Below are 17662 nucleotides of genomic sequence, written 5' to 3'. Positions count from 1 at the left end.
GCCATTCGTTGGCCTCATTGGCGACTGTTCGAGGCGGGGATGGTACACGCCGCACACACCGCGGGTCAAATTGCCTAAGCGGTTCGCTTCCTTTATCCTTGCTCATCTTCACCCTGGCGCAGGCCTCAAACCATGAGCATTACCACCAAGTCCACCCAAGAAATCGAGAGAATGCGCGTCGCAGGCCGCCTTACGGCCGAGGTGCTCGACTACATCGCTCCCTACGTGAAATCAGGAATCACCACCGGCGAGCTCGATCAACTCTGCCACGACTACATCGTGAATGTTCAGGGTTGCATTCCGGCGCCCTTGAACTACGCACCACCGGGCTACAGGCCGTATCCGAAATCGATCTGCTCCTCGGTCAACCACCAGGTCTGCCATGGCGTGCCCGGTGATCGACAACTGAAGAACGGCGACATCGTCAATCTCGATGTCACCGTGATCGCCGATGGCTACCATGGCGACAGCAGCCGCATGTTTCAGGTCGGCGAGACCTCTGTTCAGGCGCGGCGGCTTTGCGAAGTGACCTTTGAATGCCTCTGGCTGGGCATCGTGCAGGTCAGGGCCGGCGCGCACCTCGGCGACATTGGCCATGCGATTCAGCAGCACGCAGAGAAATCCGGCTATTCGGTAGTCCGCGAATTCTGCGGACACGGTATCGGCGCCAAATTCCACGAAGAGCCACAGGTCCTTCACTATGGCCGACCGCACACCGGCGTCCGACTGCAGAGCGGCATGGTTTTTACCATCGAGCCGATGATCAATGCCGGCAAGGCAGCGATCCGGACCATGGCCGACGGCTGGACCATCGTCACCAAGGATCATAGTCTGTCCGCGCAGTGGGAGCACACCATCCTGGTCACCGAGACCGGCTACGAAGTCCTTACCCTCTCCGAGGGTACCGGTCGACAACCCGCCTGGATCAGTTAGGTGACCCTCGATACCCTGGCCGTCGATTGCCAATCGCTGGTGGCCGGCTACCGATTACGCTTGAAGGCAGGCCAGGCGACGGTCCGCGAGCGTTATCTTGCCGAAGGTAACGCGCCAAACCTGTTGCGCGAGCGTTGCCTCTTGATCGACGCGGTGCTCAGCGATCTATGGCAGGAACTCGATTTGCCGGCTACTCTGGCCCTGGTCGCCGTCGGCGGCTACGGACGCGGCGAACTCTATCCCGCCTCGGACGTCGATCTCCTCGTCCTGCTACCCGCACCACCCGACAGCGCCCTGACCACGCAGCTTGAGCGGGTAGTGACGGTTTTCTACGACCTCGGCCTGGAGATCGCACCCAGCGTGCGCACCGTCGACGAGTGTTCGCAGGCTGCCGCCGGCGATCTCACGATTCAGACCGCGCTGCTCGAAGCCCGCTGGCTTGCCGGCAGCGAGGAACTGTTCAAGGAACTGTCGGCGGCACTCGAAGAAGTCCTCGATCCGCACATCTATTTCGAAGCCAAGAAGAGCGAACAAGACGAGCGCTACCTGCGCCACCAGGGCTCGCCCTACCCTCTGGAACCCAACTGCAAGGAAGCTCCAGGAGGGCTGCGCGACCTGCAGACCATCGTCTGGATTGCCCGTGCGGCAGGCTACGGCAAGACCTGGGAAGATCTGGCGCGACAGGGCTTCCTGACCCAGGAAGAACAAGCGCAGTTGCAGCGCAGCGTCCGTTTCCTGCAGGAGTTGCGAACCCGCCTGCACCTTCACGTCGGCCGGCGCGAGGATCGCCTCCTCTTCGACTATCAGAGTGCGCTCGCCGAACAGTGGGGCTACCGGGCGACACCGACCCGCCGCGCCAGTGAACTGTTGATGCAACACTATTACCGAGCGGCGAAAGAGGTGACGCAGATCAACACGATCCTGCTGCTGAACCTCGGCGCGGCCATAGCGCCACTGCCCGATCAGCCACCGCAGCCACTCAATGAACATTTCCAGAATACGCAAGACCTGCTCGATGTGGTCGACGAAGAGGCCTTCAGCAAAGAACCGGGCGTCATTCTCGAAGCGTTTCTGTTGATGCAGCAACATCCCGAACTGCAGGGAATGAGCGCGCGCACCCTGCGCGCGATGTGGCACGCGCGTACGCTGATCGACAAGGATTTCCGCCGTGACTCTGCCAATCGTCTGCGTTTTCTGGCCATACTCCAGCAGCCGCGCGGGGTACTGCATGAATGCCGGCGGATGAACCAGTTCGGCATCCTGGGTCGCTACCTGCCAAACTTCGGCAAGATCGTCGGCCAGATGCAACACGACCTGTTCCACGTCTACACCGTGGACCAGCACATGCTGCAGGTCCTGCGCAACCTGCGCCGTTTTCTCGCCGACGAGTTCACGCACGAGTACCCGCTGTGCAGCGAACTGATCAGCGACTTTCCTCGCTGCTGGGTCCTCTACGTTGCCGCCCTTTTCCACGACATTGCCAAGGGACGGGGTGGTGACCACTCCGAACTGGGCGCCGTCGATGCCGCGGCGTTCTGCGTTGACCACGGCATCGACGAGGATGATAGCGAGTTGATCGTCTGGCTTGTCCGGCAGCATCTCCTGATGTCCTCCGTCGCACAGAAACAGGACATCGCCGACCCTGACGTCATTGGGGCATTTGCCGCACAGGTCAGGGACGAACGTCATCTGAGGGCACTCTATCTGTTCACCGTCGCTGACATCCGCGGCACCAGCCCAAAAGTCTGGAACAGCTGGAAAGGGCAACTCCTCGTACAGTTGTTCAGGACCACCTGCCGAACCCTGCTGGCCGGCGGCCAGGTACCCGTGCGACAAGGACTCATTGAGGAACGTCAGCAGGAGGCGCTGCGCCTGCTGCGCTATTTCGCGCTTCCCGACGCGGTTCACCATCGGCTCTGGAAACAGTTGGATACGGTTTACTTCCTGCGCCACTCGGCAGAAGAAGTCGCCTGGCACACCCGTTCGCTGCATTATCGGACCGGCATCGAGGAGCCAGTAGTCAGGGCGCGCGTCAACCCGCAGGGCGATGGACTCGAAGTCATGATCTATACGCGCGACCAGCGCGACCTGTTCGCGCGTCTGGTTGGTTTTTTCGCTCGTGCGGGCTACACCATCGTCGATGCCAAGGTCCATACCACGCGTCACGGCTACGCACTGGACAGTTTCATGCTCCTCGACATCAGTGATCGCGGCAGTGAACGCGCCATGATCAGCTATGTTGAACATGAGCTGACAGCCCGCCTCCGTCAGCAGAATCCACCCGAGGCGCCAGGCAGTGGACGTATCTCGCGGCAGGTAAAGCACTTTCCAATTCAGCCGGTGGTCACCATCGAGCCCGACGAAAAAGGCTCGCACTACGTGCTTTCGGTGAACGCTGCCGATCGCCCGGGCTTGCTCTACACGATCGCCATGACATTGGCTGCACATGGTGCTAATCTGCATACAGCGAAGATTTCGACGCTCGGCGAACGCGTCGAGGACACCTTCCTGATCAGCGGCGGCGACCTCGGTGAGGCAGCCAGCCGCATCAGGCTGGAAACCGAATTGCTGGAACGTTTGAAGCTGTGACACTGTTCGCAAATCGGCGAAAGGATGGGAATCGTGCCGGAAGACTGTGGACGGGCCAACGAAGCGATCAAAGCCAGGCACAAAAGTGTCGGTTTTTTTTACACTCGCGTCAGCATGTCGCGCTCCACGACCTGGCGATAAGGCATAACTCATTGCTTTTGCTATTTAGTTTTTTTCTCCTTACTCCTGGCATAGAATTTGCTGATAGATTGCGGAAAAGGTGATTCTGCGATGTTGGGGATGTTCCCTCTGGTGGTGTGACAAGAGCGTGACGTATTACGCAAGCATCCCGCACCGCGAGTGCTATTATTTGTTCATTCCGCCAAAGATCGATCTCAAGGAGCGCACATGTCAACAACTCAGTCGGAACCAAGCCAGCAGCGCCAAGCGGCAGGGCAGCAGGAGCGATTGCCAATGGACGCCAAGAGCCTCGCGACAGGGGTGCAAACCTCGACCATGACCGCCGGCACGTCCGATGGCCGGCGTCGGTTGATGCGTGCCGGCCTGGCGGCGGCACCCGTGCTCATGGCACTGAAGAGCCGATCGGTGCTGGCAGCGGATATCTGCATCAAAGCTTCGGCCTTTGCGTCCCTTCAGGCCAATACGACGGTCAGCCATGCGGTCGAGACTTTCACGTGTTTTTCGCACGGCTACTGGAAAAACCAACCGTTTCCCGCTCCCTACGGCAACAAGGCTACCTCTTATTTTCTTGGCGTCCCGCGAGGCGCGAGCGGGTCCGTATCGGCAGGTTTCTCGGGCAATCCGGGCGGCACTTTTTCGGGCAAGACACTGCAGCAGATACTTGAACTGAGTGGCGGAAGCTTTAATGAGTTGGCGAGAAACACCGTCGCCACCTTCCTGACGGCGGTTCAATACGGTGACAATCCGCAAACCGTTCTGCTGACGCAAGCCCAGTGCCGCACGCTCTGGATGAGCCTCGCCGGAGGCGGCACATGGTCGCCATTCACCGGCGCCAACTGGGACCTGACGGAAACACTGGCCTACTTCAAATACATTTACGGCTGATGAGCCTGAACACTTCCCGGCGTGACGAACGCTGGGTTTGCCGCCGCAGAGCGGATTTCGCCCTACGCAATTGGCCCGACGGTTCGGTTCTCTTTGACGAAGCCAACGGCCAGTTGCAGCGCCTTACCCCTGCCGCAGGTGGCATGATGGCCCTGTTTCTGGATACCCCGGAGTGGACGTCGTGCACGCTCGCCCAGCGGATTTTCGGTGAAATCCCCGCTGCTGAGGACATCGAACTGGTGGCGAATGCTCTCGCCAGTTTCCAGTCGCTGAGCCTTATCGAACGTTTGCCGGATTGACCGCACCGACTCTGGCCAGCGTCCCGAGGGATGTTCTCAGGCGGCACCTTGGCAGCGAAGGCGTTTGTTTACGGATACCCCCTTTCACCGCGCGTATCAGAAGCCCGATTCCGATCGTCGGCGAAGGACTCGCCACCCTTTACGCCGAGTACGAGTTGCTGCCGAGCGACGGGACTTTCGCCGATTTTCATGTCGCCGTAGTCTACGGTCGGCGCTTTCCGAAGGCCCTCTGTGTTTTCGAGATGGATGGGCTGCGGCCATTTACGCCGCTGGCGGTGGGCGAGGCTTTTGCCTTTCTCGAATGGGGGCTGAACTGGTGCGTCACCGGCTACTGTCACACGCTGATCAGCATTCATGCGGCAGTGCTCGAGCGCCACGGACGCGTGCTCATCATGCCCGCGCCTCCGGGATCGGGCAAGAGCACCCTGTGTGCGGCATTGCTCCTCAACGGCTGGCGCCTGCTGTCGGACGAGATGGCCCTGCTCGATCCGCGCACGGGACTGATTCTGCCTGCGCCACGCCCGGTGAGCCTCAAGAACCAGTCCATCGAAATAATCCGTCAACTGGCGCCGCACGCCATCTTTGGACCGCTGGCGCGTGACACCATGAAGGGTACGGTCGCGCATATGCGCGTTCCGTCCGACAGCCTGGCCCGTGCTGCCGAACCGGCCTTGCCTGGCTGGCTGATCTTCCCCCGCTATCTACCCGAGTCACCTGCCCGTCTGGTAGCACGCGCCAAGAGCGAAGGCTTCATGCAACTGGCAGAGAACTCTTTCAACCAGAATGTGCATGGCCGGCCTGGCTTCGAAGCGCTTTCGGATCTGGTCGCCCGTAGCGACTGTTATGACTTCACCTATAGCCGGCTGGCGGAAGCAATCGAGGTCTTTGACCGCCTGCCTTTGCCGCCATGAACTTGCCGGCGATCGATTTGCTGGTCGATGCCTTGTTGGCCCCGACGAGGCTGACGCAGCTCGATGCAGCGCAATGGGATTTGCTCATCCGACAGGGGCGCAACGCCGACCTGCTGGCACGTATCGCCTCCGTGTGCACCGCGCATGCCTTGCTGGAGCAGATTCCCGCCCGGCCCCGCCGCCATCTCGAAGCGGCGGCCAAGCTGGCCTTGCGCCAGCGGCGGGAAGTGTATTGGGAAGTCGAGCAGATCGCCGACGCACTGGCACCGACCGGACTGCCGGTCGTCCTGCTCAAGGGTGCCGCTTACGCCGTTGCCGAACTGCCGGCCGCCGAAGGGCGGATGGTTTCCGACGTGGACATCCTCGTTCCACGCCAACACCTGGTCGCGGTCGAGTCGGCTCTGATGATGAAGGGCTGGGTTTCCGAAGCCAAGAGTGCCTACGACCAGCGCTATTATCGTACCTGGATGCATGAATTGCCGCCCATGCGGCATTTTCGGCGAGGCACGGTGATCGATGTGCACCACGCCATTCTGCCGCTATCGGCACGCTGGCATCCGAGCTCCGAAAAACTGTTGGCGGCGGCACTCCCGGTCGCAGTCAATGAACTCGATGAACTCGACAAACTCGACGGCAGGATCATGGTCCTGGCGCCAGAGGATATGCTCCTGCACAGCGCCACGCACCTTTTTCAGGAAGGGGAACTGGCGCATGGGCTGCGCGATCTGGTCGACATCGACAGTCTCCTGCGCCACTTCGGGACGGCCGATGCTTTCTGGCAGGTGCTCGTTCCGCGCGCTGTGGAACTGGAATTGTCGCGGCCCCTGTTCTATGCCCTGCGTTATGCAAACTTGATGCTGGGGACGCCGCTGCCCGAATCCGTCGTGCAGGCGGCAGTCAATGCTCCGGGTGGTCGCCAGCCGGGAGCGTTTCTGGCCTTCATGGATTCGCTCTTCCTGCGCGCCTTGCGGCCGGCGCATGCCACCACCTCGGACCGTCTCACGGCACTGGCCCGCTGGCAGCTCTACGTGCGCAGCCATTGGTTGCGCATGCCGCCTTCTTTGCTGATTCCGCACCTGGCCCGCAAGGCGCTGACGATCAGCCGGTAGGGTGTTGAAGCAGGAAGCGCATCGATAGCCATCGATGCGCAGCCCTTCGCTCGGCATATTCAGCGACCCCGGAAGCCCGACAGGAAGTTATACTGTAAATACATACAGTATTTCTCCATGGCCGAAGCTCTCCCACCCTACGCCGAACTGCACTGCTGCTCAAACTTTTCCTTCCTGCGCGGTGCATCGCATCCGGAGGAACTCGTCGAGCGCGCACAGGCGCTGGGCTACAGTGCGCTGGCGATCACCGATCAAGCCTCGCTGGCGGGTATCGTGCGTGCGCACAAGGCCGCCAGCGAGCGTGGCCTGCCACTCATCGTCGGCGCCGAGTTTCGTCTCGCCACTGAGCCAGGAGGCAGCTACAAGTTAGTCCTCCTGGCTCAGAACCTCGCCGGTTACGGCAACCTGTCGGCCCTGATCACGCTCGCGCGGCGGCGCTCGGTCAAGGGCGAGTACCGTCTGTATGGCAACGACTTCGAGCACCCCGGCCAGCAAGCCTTCGGCAGTGGCGCGCTGCCAGACTGCCTGGCGCTGTGGATCCCGGACCCCGGCGCCAGCGCGGCAGACGGTCGCTGGCTGGCGAGTCGCTTTCCAGGACGTTCCTGGCTGGCCGTCGAACTGCATGCCGGGTCCGATGACGCCACGCGACTGGTGATGCTGCAGGATCTCGCCAGAGCGAGCGGCCTGCGGGCAGTGGCCGCCGGCGACGTGCACATGCACCTGCGCTCCCGCCGCCCACTGCAGGATACGCTGACCGCGATCCGTCTGAATACGACGCTGTTCGCTGCCGGCCAGGCGCTCTTTGCCAACGGCGAACGCCACCTGCGCACGCGCCTGCGACTGGCAAGGATCTACCCGCCCGAATTGCTCGCCGAAACGCAAGTGATCGCCGCTCGCTGCCATTTCTCGCTCGACGAACTGCGCTACGAATATCCCGACGAAGCGGTTCCCGAGGGCCAGACGCCGTCTGCTTTCCTGCGCGCCGAGGTGTACCGTGGACTGCGCCGGCGCTATCCCGAAGCCATACCCCCTGGTGTGTCGGAGCGCGTCGAGCACGAGCTCGCACTGATCGGAGAATTGGCCTACGAAGCGTACTTTCTGACCGTCTACGACATCGTCAATTTCGCCCGCAGTCGCCACATCCTCTGCCAGGGACGCGGTTCGGCAGCCAACTCCGCGGTGTGTTATTGCCTCGGCATCACCGAAGTCGACCCGGCACGGTCGCAGCTCCTTTTCGAGCGCTTCATCTCCCGTGAACGCGGTGAGCCGCCGGATATCGACGTCGATTTCGAGCACCAGCGCCGCGAGGAGGTGATCCAGTACATCTATACGCGCTACGGGCGTGAGCGAGCCGCGCTGACGGCCACCGTGATCACCTACCGGACTCGTGGCGCCCTGCGCGACGTCGGCCGAGCGCTGGGTCTTGGCAGCGCGCAGATCGACGCCCTGAGCGCTTCTCTCGCCTGGTGGGACAAACGCGATCAACTACCCGATCGCCTGCGCTCGGTCGGTCTCGACCCGGCGGCGCCACGGGTGGCCAAATGGCTGGCGCTGGCCGACTCCCTGCGCGGCTTTCCGCGTCATCTGTCGCAGCACGTCGGCGGCTTCGTCATCTCGCGCGGCCCACTGGCGCGCCTGGTGCCGATAGAAAACGCCGCCATGCCGGAACGTACCGTGATCCAGTGGGACAAGGACGACCTCGACACCCTCGGCCTGCTGAAGATCGATGTGCTGGCCCTCGGCATGCTCTCGGCGATCCATCGGGCGCTCGATCTGGTCGGCTACCGACTGGCGGACGTCCCACCTGAGGACCCGGCAGTCTACGAGATGATCTGCGCCGCCGATACGGTCGGCGTCTTCCAGATCGAATCCCGTGCGCAGATGGCCATGCTGCCGCGCCTCAGACCGTGCAACTTCTACGATCTGGTGATCGAAGTGGCGCTCGTCAGGCCAGGACCGATCCAGGGCGACATGGTGCACCCCTACCTGCGTCGCCGGCACGGCGAAGAAGCTATCGGGCCGATGCGCCCGGAGATCGCCGCCGTTCTTGAGCGTACCTGCGGCGTGCCGATTTTCCAGGAACAGGTGATGCAACTGGCTGTCGTCGCCGCCGGTTTCACCCCCGGCGAGGCCGATCAATTGCGTCGCGCGATGGCTGCCTGGCGGCGCAAGGGCGGACTGGAGCCCTTCGAGCAGAAGCTGATCACCGGCATGCGCCAGCGCGGCCACGATGAAGTTTTTGCCCAGCGCATCTTCGCGCAGATTCAAGGCTTCGGCGAATACGGTTTCCCGGAGTCACACGCCGCCTCGTTCGCCTTGCTGGTCTACGTCTCGGCCTGGCTCAAGCGCCACCACCCGGCCGCTTTTCTCTGCGCGTTGCTCAACAGCCAGCCGCTAGGCTTTTACTCTCCCTCGCAACTGGTACAGGATGCCCGTCGGCATGGGGTGGAAGTGCTGCCGGCGACGGTCACCGCCAGCGGCTGGGAAGCGCTGCTCGAAAACGCGACGCCGGCGATGACGGCCGGCGCGCCGGCCGTCCGCCTGGGCCTGGCCAGCATCAGAGGCCTGTCGCAGGCGGCTGCAGCTCATCTCGTCGCCGCCCGCCAGCAGAGGCCTTTCGTCAACCTTGCCGAGTTCGCAGCACGAGCGCCGCTGGCGCGCAAGGATCTCGATCGGCTCGCCGCCGCCGGCGCCCTGAGCAGTCTCGCCGGTGATCGTCGGCAAGCCGCCTGGGCCGTTGCCGGGGTCGCCGTACAGCTCGATCTCCTGAGCAGCACGCCGCCGCCTGAAGCCTTTGCCGATCTCGCCGTAGCATCCGAAGGTGAGAACCTGATCGCCGACTACGCCAGTACCGGCCTCACCCTCGGCCGCCATCCGCTGGCCCTGCTGCGCGACCGACTCGCCGCACAACGCTTCGTTTCCGCCAGCCAATTGCAGAACGCTGCCGACCGCCAGCTCGCGCGCGCCGCCGGGATCGTCACCTGCCGCCAGCGGCCGGGAACGGCCAGCGGTATCGTTTTTGTCACCCTCGAAGATGAAACCGGGCTGGCCAACATCGTCGTACACTCCCGACTGGTCGACCGGCAGCGGCGCGAACTGCTCGGCGCCCGCCTGCTCGGCGTCTTTGGCCAGATCCAGCGTGAAGGCGAGGTCGTCCATCTGGTCGCCAAACGCCTGGTTGACCTCTCGGCGCTGCTCGGCCGGCTACCGACCGCGAGCCGGGATTTTCATTGAGCGGCAAGGGTACCGGGGCAGCCGCTCAGGCGGCGCTGACAGCGACCTCGGCGTAAAGATCGTGCTCGTCGGAATCAACGACCCGCACGCGCAGAAAATCGCCGGGCTCTGCGTCGAAGTGGTCATTGATGAACACCAGCCCATCGATTTCGGGCGCGTCGGCCGCCGAACGAGCGATCGTTCCCTCGTCGTCCACCTCATCGACCAGGACGACGATCTCACGCCCGATCTTGGCGGCCAGCAACTCGGCAGAAATGTCCTCCTGCAATTCCATCAGACGCCGTCGACGCTCCTCGCGAACCTCTTCCGGTAGCGCACCGGGTAGAGCATTGGCTGCCGCACCCTCGACCGCCGAATAGGCGAAACAGCCGACACGGTCGAGACGAGCCTCCTTGAGAAAAGCCAGCAGCTCCTCGAACTCCGCTTCGGTTTCACCGGGGAAGCCGGTGATGAAGGTGCTGCGGATGGTGATCTCGGGGCAGACCGCCCGCCAGGCGCGGACGCGCTCCAGATTGTTCTCGGCACTGGCCGGGCGCTTCATGGCCGTCAGAATGCGTGCGCTGGCGTGCTGGAAAGGGACATCGAGATACGGCAGTATCCTGCCCTCGGCCATCATAGGTACCAGCGCGTCGACACTCGGATAGGGATAGACGTAGTGCAGGCGCACCCAGATTCCCAGGTCGCCGAGCGCCGCGCACAGTTCGCGCAGCCGGGTGCGCAGGGGACGACCACCGACAAAGCCGGTCCGGTACTTCAGGTCTACGCCGTAAGCGCTGGTGTCCTGCGAGATGACGAGCAGTTCGCGCACGCCTGCGTCGGCCAGCGTCCTCGCCTCCTGGATCACGTCACCGATCGGTCGACTGACCAGCGGGCCGCGCATCGAGGGGATGATACAGAAGGTGCAACTGTGGTTGCAGCCCTCGGAAATCTTGAGGTAGGCAAAATGCTGTGGCGTCAGCTTGATCCCCTGTGGCGGAACCAGACTGCTGAACGGGTCGTGCGGCTGCGGCAGATGCGCATGCACGTGCTGCAGCACCTCGTCAGCAGCATGCGGACCGGTCACCGCCAGAACCCGCGGATGCGCCTTGCGGATCAGATCTTCCCTCGCCCCCAGGCAACCGGTGACGATCACCCTGCCGTTGTCGGCCAATGCCTCGCCGATGGCGTCTAGCGACTCCTCGACAGCGGCATCGATGAAACCACAGGTGTTGATGACCACCAGATCGGCACCTTCATAGGAAGGTGAGATCAGATAGCCCTCGGCGCGCAGCCTGGTAAGGATCTGTTCGGAGTCGACCAGCGCCTTCGGGCATCCTAACGACACCATACCTATACTTTTAGGGGTTTGCATGACAAACTGTTCAGATGGATAATCCGAGAGTATACAGCTATCTCCGATTCAGCGACCCGAAGCAGGCAGCGGCCCGTCGACAGCCGAAGCCGGATGAAGATCGATCAGAAGAACTGCTTGGCGAAGTTGGCAACAGCTACGGCCAGGACGGCGCCAAGCATCCATCGGGTATGCGCGTTCTCGATCCGGAGTATCTCGATTTTCGCGTCGAAATGCTCGCGCGTCACCAGACTGTCTTGGGCGTCCGATAGCACGCGCACCACGGTCTCTGCCTGCTTCTCGTCGAAGCCAGCTTCGCGAAGCCGGCGAAGGGCTTCCAAGGTGTCGAAAGTCACGGTGCTCATGGGTCGCAGCATACACCCCTTGGTTAGCCAACGAAACTGGAACGAAACCACAACTACCACCGATCTGGCGCCGATATTCAGCGGCACGCTCGCAGGACAACCCACTCCCCTTTGTAGCGGAGCACTGACCGAGGCGTCAGCCCACGTTAATCAGCAGACCACTGCGGCTAGCGCAGCGAACGCTCTGCCCTGCCTTGAGCGACCAGCACCAGCAAGAGGAAGAAACAAGCAATGACGATCGCGCCGATACCGCCCTGCAGGAGGGTTCCCACCTGGAGAGTGCCCAGGTAGAAGATCCCGAGCAGACGAGCGACCAAAGCGACAAGACAGAGCCCCAGGCCACCAATGCCGGCGACCCGCCCCAGCAACAGAAGAAAACCATCCATTTCTGACCCCCTTTGCGTGAAGAACGAGGCGCCGCCAAGGCGCTACCCGCCAGGATTGTACGCCACAGCAAAGGGGATTGTGGACGCGCCCGAGCAACATGTTACGATTCTCACAGCACGACTTCCATTGCAAGGGCCGCATCCATGAGCGAAAATGAGACGGCAGACAGCGAAAACCCTGCCAGCCGCTTCCCGGTCATCCGCCAGATCACTGCCGGCGCCATCCCGGGCTGGCTCAATGCCGGCTGGCAGGACTTTCGCCGGGGTGGCCGGGCCAGCCTGTTCTATGGCGCCTGTTTCGCTGGCGCCGGCTGGCTGATCCAGGCGGTTTTTGCCAACGCCTACGTCCTCTTTGCCGGCCTGACGATCGCCCTGCTGCTGTTCGGGCCCTTCCTGGCGCTGGGCCTCTACGACCTGAGTCGGCGAATCGAACGCGGAGAATCGCCAGAGCTGCGCCTCAGCATCGCCGCCTGGCGCCCCAATCTGGCCAATGTGGGCGTCTTTGCGGCCCTGATGGTGGTCGTCCTGCTGCTCTGGGCACGCGCGTCCCTGATTGTTTTTGCGCTCTTTTTTGATGGCGGACTACCGACCTTCGCGGACGTCGTGCGGACCGTCCTGACCTTCGAGCAGGCGGACTTCGCCGTCGCCTACTTTATCGTCGTCATCTTCTTCGCGCTCTTCCTTTTCGCGATCAGTGTGGTCGCCCTGCCCTTGATGCTCGACCGCAGGACCGATGCGGTCACCGCCACCATTGCCAGCCTGGTCACCTTCGGCTACAACCCTGGTCCGATGCTCGCCTGGGCCGCCTGTATCGTCCTGCTCACCGCCCTCGGCTTTGCCACGCTTTTCATTGGCCTGATAGTGACCATGCCGCTGATCGGCCACGCCACCTGGCACGCCTATCGGGACCTGGTCGCAACGAGCAGCGAAGCGGACGAAAAAGCCAGGAGTTAGAACCAACAGCCGCTACTCCGGCAAGCCATTCAGGAAGTAGAGACTTTCCAGGCGAGGCCCCGGTTTGCCGAGCAAGCCAAACCAGCGGTCATGAATGGCATGGATCTCGCGGCTACGGCTGAGGCGAGCCAGTTCACGATTCACGGCCAGGCGAAAGTCCGCATCGTTGCGGCGCATCATCAGGGCATAGGGCTCATAGGAAAAGGTTTCCGGCCCGAGCACCCAGTCGTTCTGGTTGCCTGAGTCGAGAGCAAGCCCGATCAACAGCGACCGATCCGAGGCATAGGCGTCGACTTTCCCCTTGGCCATCGCGGCCATCCCCTGCTGGTGGTCGCTAACCTTGACCAAGTCGGCAACCACCTTGTGCTGCATCAGGGCATCGACCATCGTCCGCTCACTGGTGGTGCCAGCGGCGACGGCAATTCGTTTGCCGGCCAGATCCTCGAAGCGCTTGATCCCGGCTGCTCTGCGCGTCAGGTAACTACCCCCGTCGATGAAGATCAGGAGGCTGAAATCGACTTCTTCCATTCGCGAAAGCGTACTCGTGGTCGAGCCACACTCAAGATCGATCGCCCCGGAGTTCAGTTTGGCAATGCGCGTTTCGGGCGTCACCGGCACCCACTGCAACTGGAGTTCCTGCAGACCCAACTGCTTGACAATCGCCGCCGCCACCTTGGTACACAGGTCCACCGAATAACCCCAGGGCTGATTGTCGTCGCCGGTGTACGAGAAGGGAATCGACGTCTCGCGATAGCCGAGCAGAATCGTCTTCGACGCCTGGATCTTTTCGAGTGTGCCGGCGGCCTGCGTGTGCACTGGCAGGCACAGTGCCAGCGCGGTCGTGATACCTATCGTGATCCCTAGAATCCAGCGCTCGAGCCTCATGCCATTCCTCCCATTTGCCAGGCCGCGAGAAACTCCTGCCAGTGCGGCTTGCCGATTTTTTCCAGTTCAGCGCGCACGAACGCCATTTCGGCCGCGTATTCGACCCGCGAAAGCTCGCCACGCAGCAGACGAAAACGAACCGAGACGAGGTAGGTGTTCACGACATCGGTCTCGCAATAGTCGCGTATGTCGGTCGCCTTGCCGGCCAGCCAGGCCTGCCACACCTTGCCGCCATCCATGCCGAGTTTGCCGGGAAAGCCAATCAGCTTGGCAAGCTGGTCGAGCTGCACGCTGGCGCGCGGCTGATACATGGCCAGCAGGTCCATCAAGTCAAGGTGACGCGTGTGATAGCGGCTGATGTAGTTGTTCCACTTGAAGTCGCGACTGTCGGCGTAGTCGCCGTCACCGAGATCCCAGTAGCGCTGGGCGACGATGCCATGAATCAGCCCGCGATAGTGCAGTACCGGCAGATCGAAGCCGCCGCCGTTCCAGGAGACGATCTGCGGCGTAAACTTCTCCACGCCATCGAAGAAGCGCTGGATGATTTCAGCTTCACCCTGGTCGGGCTCGGCCAGTGACCAGACGCGCAGATCCTGGCCCACCCTGAGCAGGCACGAGATGACTGCCACGCGCTGCAGGTGGTGCGGCAGAAAATCGTTGCCGTTCGAGGCCCGCCGCTGCTGAAAAGCCAGTTCAGCGACTTCGGCATCGGACAGTTCCGGATCGAGATCGTGCAGACGACGCAAACCGGCGACATCGGGAATGGTTTCGATATCGAAGACGAGAACCGGCTTCATCATTCGCTCAAGCCGGAAAGACCCCGGTCGACAGATAGCGATCGCCGCGATCGCAGACGATGCTGACGATGGTCGCATTGTCCACCGCACTGGCCAGCCGCAGCGCGACCGCCAGCGAGCCGCCGGAGGAAATGCCGGCAAAAATGCCTTCTTCACGAGCCAGGCGGCGAGTCATGTCCTCAGCCTCTCCCTGCGAAACCGATTCGATACGATCGACCCGCGAACGGTCGAAGATCCTGGGCAGGTAGGCTTCCGGCCATTTGCGGATACCGGGAATCTGCGAGCCGTCTTCGGGCTGGCAACCGACGATGCAGATCGCCGGGTTCTGTTCCTTGAGGTAACGTGAAACGCCCATGATCGTTCCGGTGGTACCCATACTGCTGACGAAATGGGTGATTTTCCCCTCGGTCTGGCGCCACAATTCCGGTCCGGTTCCTTCGTAGTGCGCCAGCGGGTTGTCGGGGTTGGCGAACTGATCGAGGATGATGCCGCGCCCGTCGTTGCGCATGCCCTCGGCCACATCGCGCGCCAGTTCCATGCTGCCATCCCTGGGCGTCAACACCAGTTCGGCGCCAAAAGCCTGCATCGTCTGCCGACGCTCGACACTCTGATTCTCCGGCATGACCAGAATCATCCGGTAACCGCGCAAGGCCGCAGCCATCGCCAGCGCGATTCCGGTGTTGCCGGAGGTGGCCTCGATCAGCGTGTCACCGGGCTTGATGTCGCCACGCTCCTCGGCGCGCGCGATCATCGACAGCGCCGGTCTGTCCTTCACCGAACCGGCGGGGTTGTTGCCCTCGAGCTTGGCCAGAATCCGGTTGCCGCGCGCTTCGCTGGCCGCACCCGGCAGCCGTTTCAGACGCACCAGCGGCGTGTCGCCAACGTAGTCTTCAAGCGTCTTATCCATGGCTGTTCAGCCACAGAACGTACTTCGCTACGCCCTCTTCGACGCCGACGAAAGGTGCGGTATAGCCCGCCTTGCGCAGCTTCGACAGGTCGCCCTCGGTGAAACTCTGGTACTTGCCCTTGAGATCCTCTGGAAACGGGATGTACTCGATCAAGCGCTGCGCCACCAGCTCGGCGAGCGGTAGCGCCGCTTGCCCGCTCAGCGCACGGCAGGCATTGACATTGGCCGCCGCCAGATCGTTGAAGGTCTGCGCGCGGCCCGTACCGACGTTGAAGATGCCCCAGCTTTCAGGATGATCGAGAAAGTGGAGGTTGACTTGCACCACGTCGTCGACATGGACAAAATCGCGCCGCTGCTCGCCGGCGGCGTAAGCATCGCAGGCTGCGAACAGCTTGACCTTGCCCGCACTGCAAAACTGCTGATAGTGATGAAAGGCGACCGACGCCATGCGCCCCTTGTGCGACTCGCGCGGCCCATAAACATTGAAGTAGCGAAAGCCGACAACCTGCGAGTTGAACGAACCGATATCGGCCAGGCGCCGACGGACGACCTGGTCGAACAGGAACTTCGAATATCCGTAAACGTTCAACGGCGCCTCATACTCGCGCTCTTCCCTGAAAACGCCGCCGCCACCGTAGGTCGCGGCACTCGACGCGTAAAGCAGAGGCACTTCCTGATCGAGGCACCAGTCGAGGATGGCCAGGGAATAGCGATAATTGTTCTCCATCATGTAGCGCCCATCGCTCTCCGTGGTGTCGGAACAGGCCCCCTGGTGCAGGATGGCATCGATATCCCCATCGAAGTCGCCGCCAAGCAGGAGATCGAGAAAGTCCTGCTTGTCGATGTAATCTGCAATATCGCAATCGACGAGGTTCCTGAACTTGTCCGCTCTGGTCAGGTTGTCGACCGCGATGATCTTGCGCACACCGCGCGCGTTGAGCGCGCGCACCAGATTGGAGCCAATGAAACCGGCCGCGCCGGTAACGATCGTGTACATATCTACCTCATTTCAGTGCGGCATCGAGCTCGGCGCCGCCGACGACCGCCGTACCCAGCTTGCCAACCACCAGCCCGGCGGCGACGTTCGCCGCGTGCACCGCTTCAGCCCAGGCGGCACCGCCGGCCAGCATCACCGCCAGAGTGGCGATGACCGTGTCGCCGGCGCCGGAAACATCGAAGACCTCTCTCGCCACGGCCTTCTCATGGAGCCTGCCGTCGGCGTGGAAGAGCGACATCCCCTCCTCACTCCGGGTCACCAGCAAGGCCTGCAGTCCGAGGCTGACACGCAGCGCCTCGGCCTTGCGCGCCAGTTCTTCCTCGTCGTGCCAGCGACCGACCACGGCGCGCAACTCGGCGCGATTCGGTGTCACGACGGTCGCCCCGGCATACTTCGAGAAGTCGTCGCCCTTGGGATCGACGAGAACCTTCTTGCCGGCATCGCACGCCAGGCGGATCAACTCGCCGATATGCGCCAGGCCACCCTTGCCGTAATCGGAGAGGATCACGGCATCGCAGGCAGGCAGGCGCGATTCGAATTCGAGCAATTTGGCGCGCAGTACTTCGTGCGATGGCGAAGTTTCGAAATCGATGCGCAGCAGTTGTTGCTGCCGGCCGATCACGCGCAGTTTGACGGTGGTGCTGATCGCTGGGTCGATATGCAGGCTGACGTCGATCCCGCTCGCCTCGAGGAGGTGCTGCAGGCTCCGGCCGGCTTCGTCGTCGCCGACGACCGACAGCAGGCCGACCTCGGCACCGAGCGCGGCGACGTTGCGCGCCACGTTGGCGGCCCCACCGGGGCGCTCTTCGCTACGCTGGACCTTGACCACCGGCACCGGGGCCTCGGGCGAGATGCGTGCCACGTCACCGAACCAGTAACGATCCAGCATCACATCGCCGACGACCAGCAGCCTCGCTGCCGACAGATCACCGATCTGCAT

The 17662-nt window shown here is 62.5% G+C and carries 16 protein-coding genes; 8 read left to right on the top strand and 8 right to left on the bottom strand.

The window, feature by feature from the left end; translation table 11 throughout:
• Positions 1 to 132 precede the first annotated feature (132 nt).
• The 7 genes from map to ACCAA_RS06590 all read left to right on the top strand — a co-directional run bounded on the left by map (position 133) and on the right by ACCAA_RS06590 (position 10101).
• Positions 133 to 933: a type I methionyl aminopeptidase gene (gene map, locus ACCAA_RS06620; RefSeq protein WP_186406441.1), complete on the top strand. Its 801-nt coding sequence runs from the start codon at positions 133 to 135 to the stop codon at positions 931 to 933.
• Complete coding sequence (locus ACCAA_RS06615) at positions 934 to 3522, top strand: [protein-PII] uridylyltransferase (protein ID WP_245754473.1); 2589 nt, start codon at positions 934 to 936, stop codon at positions 3520 to 3522. It begins immediately after the preceding gene.
• 414 nt (positions 3523 to 3936) lie between these two features.
• Positions 3937 to 4548, top strand: a complete 612-nt coding sequence (locus tag ACCAA_RS06610; RefSeq protein WP_186406440.1) for a hypothetical protein — start codon at positions 3937 to 3939, stop codon at positions 4546 to 4548.
• Positions 4548 to 4847, top strand: coding sequence for a hypothetical protein (locus ACCAA_RS06605; RefSeq protein ID WP_186406439.1), 300 nt, complete (start codon positions 4548 to 4550; stop codon positions 4845 to 4847). Before ACCAA_RS06610 ends, ACCAA_RS06605 begins: the two co-directional genes overlap by 1 nt.
• Positions 4844 to 5758 carry an HprK-related kinase A gene (locus ACCAA_RS06600; protein WP_245754472.1) on the top strand — a complete coding sequence of 305 codons (915 nt, stop codon included), beginning with the start codon at positions 4844 to 4846 and terminating at the stop codon, positions 5756 to 5758. Before ACCAA_RS06605 ends, ACCAA_RS06600 begins: the two co-directional genes overlap by 4 nt.
• On the top strand, positions 5755 to 6867 hold the full coding sequence (locus ACCAA_RS06595) for a nucleotidyltransferase domain-containing protein (protein WP_186406438.1): 1113 nt from the start codon (positions 5755 to 5757) through the stop codon (positions 6865 to 6867). Before ACCAA_RS06600 ends, ACCAA_RS06595 begins: the two co-directional genes overlap by 4 nt.
• Before the next feature lie 117 nt (positions 6868 to 6984).
• Positions 6985 to 10101, top strand: a complete 3117-nt coding sequence (locus ACCAA_RS06590) for an error-prone DNA polymerase (protein ID WP_186406437.1) — start codon at positions 6985 to 6987, stop codon at positions 10099 to 10101.
• Between the two features lie 25 nt (positions 10102 to 10126).
• Here the strand turns inward: ACCAA_RS06590 and rimO are convergent, their stop codons facing one another.
• The 3 genes from rimO to ACCAA_RS06575 all read right to left on the bottom strand — a co-directional run bounded on the left by rimO (position 10127) and on the right by ACCAA_RS06575 (position 12182).
• Complete coding sequence (gene rimO / locus ACCAA_RS06585) at positions 10127 to 11452, bottom strand: 30S ribosomal protein S12 methylthiotransferase RimO (protein WP_186406436.1); 1326 nt, start codon at positions 11450 to 11452, stop codon at positions 10127 to 10129.
• 104 nt (positions 11453 to 11556) lie between these two features.
• Positions 11557 to 11796 carry a CCDC90 family protein gene (locus ACCAA_RS06580; protein ID WP_245754471.1) on the bottom strand — a complete coding sequence of 80 codons (240 nt, stop codon included), beginning with the start codon at positions 11794 to 11796 and terminating at the stop codon, positions 11557 to 11559.
• A gap of 167 nt (positions 11797 to 11963) precedes the next feature.
• A complete protein-coding gene (locus ACCAA_RS06575) occupies positions 11964 to 12182 on the bottom strand; it encodes a hypothetical protein (RefSeq protein ID WP_186406435.1) in 219 nt (72 codons plus the stop codon).
• Positions 12183 to 12326: 144 nt separating this feature from the next.
• On the opposite strand from ACCAA_RS06575, the gene ACCAA_RS06570 reads away from it, so the two are divergent.
• Positions 12327 to 13136 (top strand): DUF2189 domain-containing protein, encoded by an 810-nt coding sequence (locus ACCAA_RS06570; protein WP_186406434.1) that lies wholly within the window; start codon positions 12327 to 12329, stop codon positions 13134 to 13136.
• 12 nt (positions 13137 to 13148) lie between these two features.
• Here ACCAA_RS06570 and ACCAA_RS06565 read toward each other — a convergent pair whose 3' ends face one another.
• The 5 genes from ACCAA_RS06565 to rfaE1 are packed head-to-tail and all read right to left on the bottom strand — an operon-like array spanning position 13149 to position 17662.
• Positions 13149 to 14021: an amino acid ABC transporter substrate-binding protein gene (locus tag ACCAA_RS06565; protein ID WP_186406433.1), complete on the bottom strand. Its 873-nt coding sequence runs from the start codon at positions 14019 to 14021 to the stop codon at positions 13149 to 13151.
• Complete coding sequence (locus ACCAA_RS06560) at positions 14018 to 14818, bottom strand: 3'-5' exonuclease (protein WP_186406535.1); 801 nt, start codon at positions 14816 to 14818, stop codon at positions 14018 to 14020. Before ACCAA_RS06560 ends, ACCAA_RS06565 begins: the two co-directional genes overlap by 4 nt.
• Positions 14819 to 14825: 7 nt before the next feature.
• Complete coding sequence (gene cysM / locus ACCAA_RS06555; protein ID WP_186406432.1) at positions 14826 to 15725, bottom strand: cysteine synthase CysM; 900 nt, start codon at positions 15723 to 15725, stop codon at positions 14826 to 14828.
• Entirely contained in the window at positions 15718 to 16722 is a 1005-nt protein-coding gene (gene rfaD, locus ACCAA_RS06550) for an ADP-glyceromanno-heptose 6-epimerase (protein ID WP_186406431.1), read from the bottom strand. Before rfaD ends, cysM begins: the two co-directional genes overlap by 8 nt.
• A gap of 7 nt (positions 16723 to 16729) precedes the next feature.
• Positions 16730 to 17662 carry a D-glycero-beta-D-manno-heptose-7-phosphate kinase gene (gene rfaE1, locus ACCAA_RS06545; RefSeq protein ID WP_186406430.1) on the bottom strand — a complete coding sequence of 311 codons (933 nt, stop codon included), beginning with the start codon at positions 17660 to 17662 and terminating at the stop codon, positions 16730 to 16732.

Origin of the sequence: Candidatus Accumulibacter aalborgensis (genome assembly GCF_900089955.1) — a bacterium.
Lineage (GTDB): Bacteria > Pseudomonadota > Gammaproteobacteria > Burkholderiales > Rhodocyclaceae > Accumulibacter > Accumulibacter aalborgensis.
The sequence above is the reverse complement of the archived record's forward strand: the minus strand, read 5'-3'. Positions and strand labels throughout refer to the sequence as shown.

Excerpts from the sequence above, each read along its gene's own strand:
- rimO (WP_186406436.1), bottom strand. The coding sequence starts at position 11,452 with ATGCAAACCCCTAAAAGTATAGGTATGGTGTCGTTAGGATGCCCGAAG.
- ACCAA_RS06595 (WP_186406438.1), top strand. The coding sequence starts at position 5,755 with ATGAACTTGCCGGCGATCGATTTGCTGGTCGATGCCTTGTTGGCCCCG.
- ACCAA_RS06605 (WP_186406439.1), top strand. The coding sequence starts at position 4,548 with ATGAGCCTGAACACTTCCCGGCGTGACGAACGCTGGGTTTGCCGCCGC.
- ACCAA_RS06565 (WP_186406433.1), bottom strand. The coding sequence starts at position 14,021 with ATGAGGCTCGAGCGCTGGATTCTAGGGATCACGATAGGTATCACGACC.
- ACCAA_RS06610 (WP_186406440.1), top strand. The coding sequence starts at position 3,937 with ATGGACGCCAAGAGCCTCGCGACAGGGGTGCAAACCTCGACCATGACC.
- rfaE1 (WP_186406430.1), bottom strand. The coding sequence starts at position 17,662 with ATGCAGATCGGTGATCTGTCGGCAGCGAGGCTGCTGGTCGTCGGCGAT.
- rfaD (WP_186406431.1), bottom strand. The coding sequence starts at position 16,722 with ATGTACACGATCGTTACCGGCGCGGCCGGTTTCATTGGCTCCAATCTG.
- ACCAA_RS06580 (WP_245754471.1), bottom strand. The coding sequence starts at position 11,796 with ATGAGCACCGTGACTTTCGACACCTTGGAAGCCCTTCGCCGGCTTCGC.
- ACCAA_RS06560 (WP_186406535.1), bottom strand. The coding sequence starts at position 14,818 with ATGAAGCCGGTTCTCGTCTTCGATATCGAAACCATTCCCGATGTCGCC.
- ACCAA_RS06575 (WP_186406435.1), bottom strand. The coding sequence starts at position 12,182 with ATGGATGGTTTTCTTCTGTTGCTGGGGCGGGTCGCCGGCATTGGTGGC.
- cysM (WP_186406432.1), bottom strand. The coding sequence starts at position 15,725 with ATGGATAAGACGCTTGAAGACTACGTTGGCGACACGCCGCTGGTGCGT.
- map (WP_186406441.1), top strand. The coding sequence starts at position 133 with ATGAGCATTACCACCAAGTCCACCCAAGAAATCGAGAGAATGCGCGTC.
- ACCAA_RS06590 (WP_186406437.1), top strand. The coding sequence starts at position 6,985 with ATGGCCGAAGCTCTCCCACCCTACGCCGAACTGCACTGCTGCTCAAAC.
- ACCAA_RS06570 (WP_186406434.1), top strand. The coding sequence starts at position 12,327 with ATGAGCGAAAATGAGACGGCAGACAGCGAAAACCCTGCCAGCCGCTTC.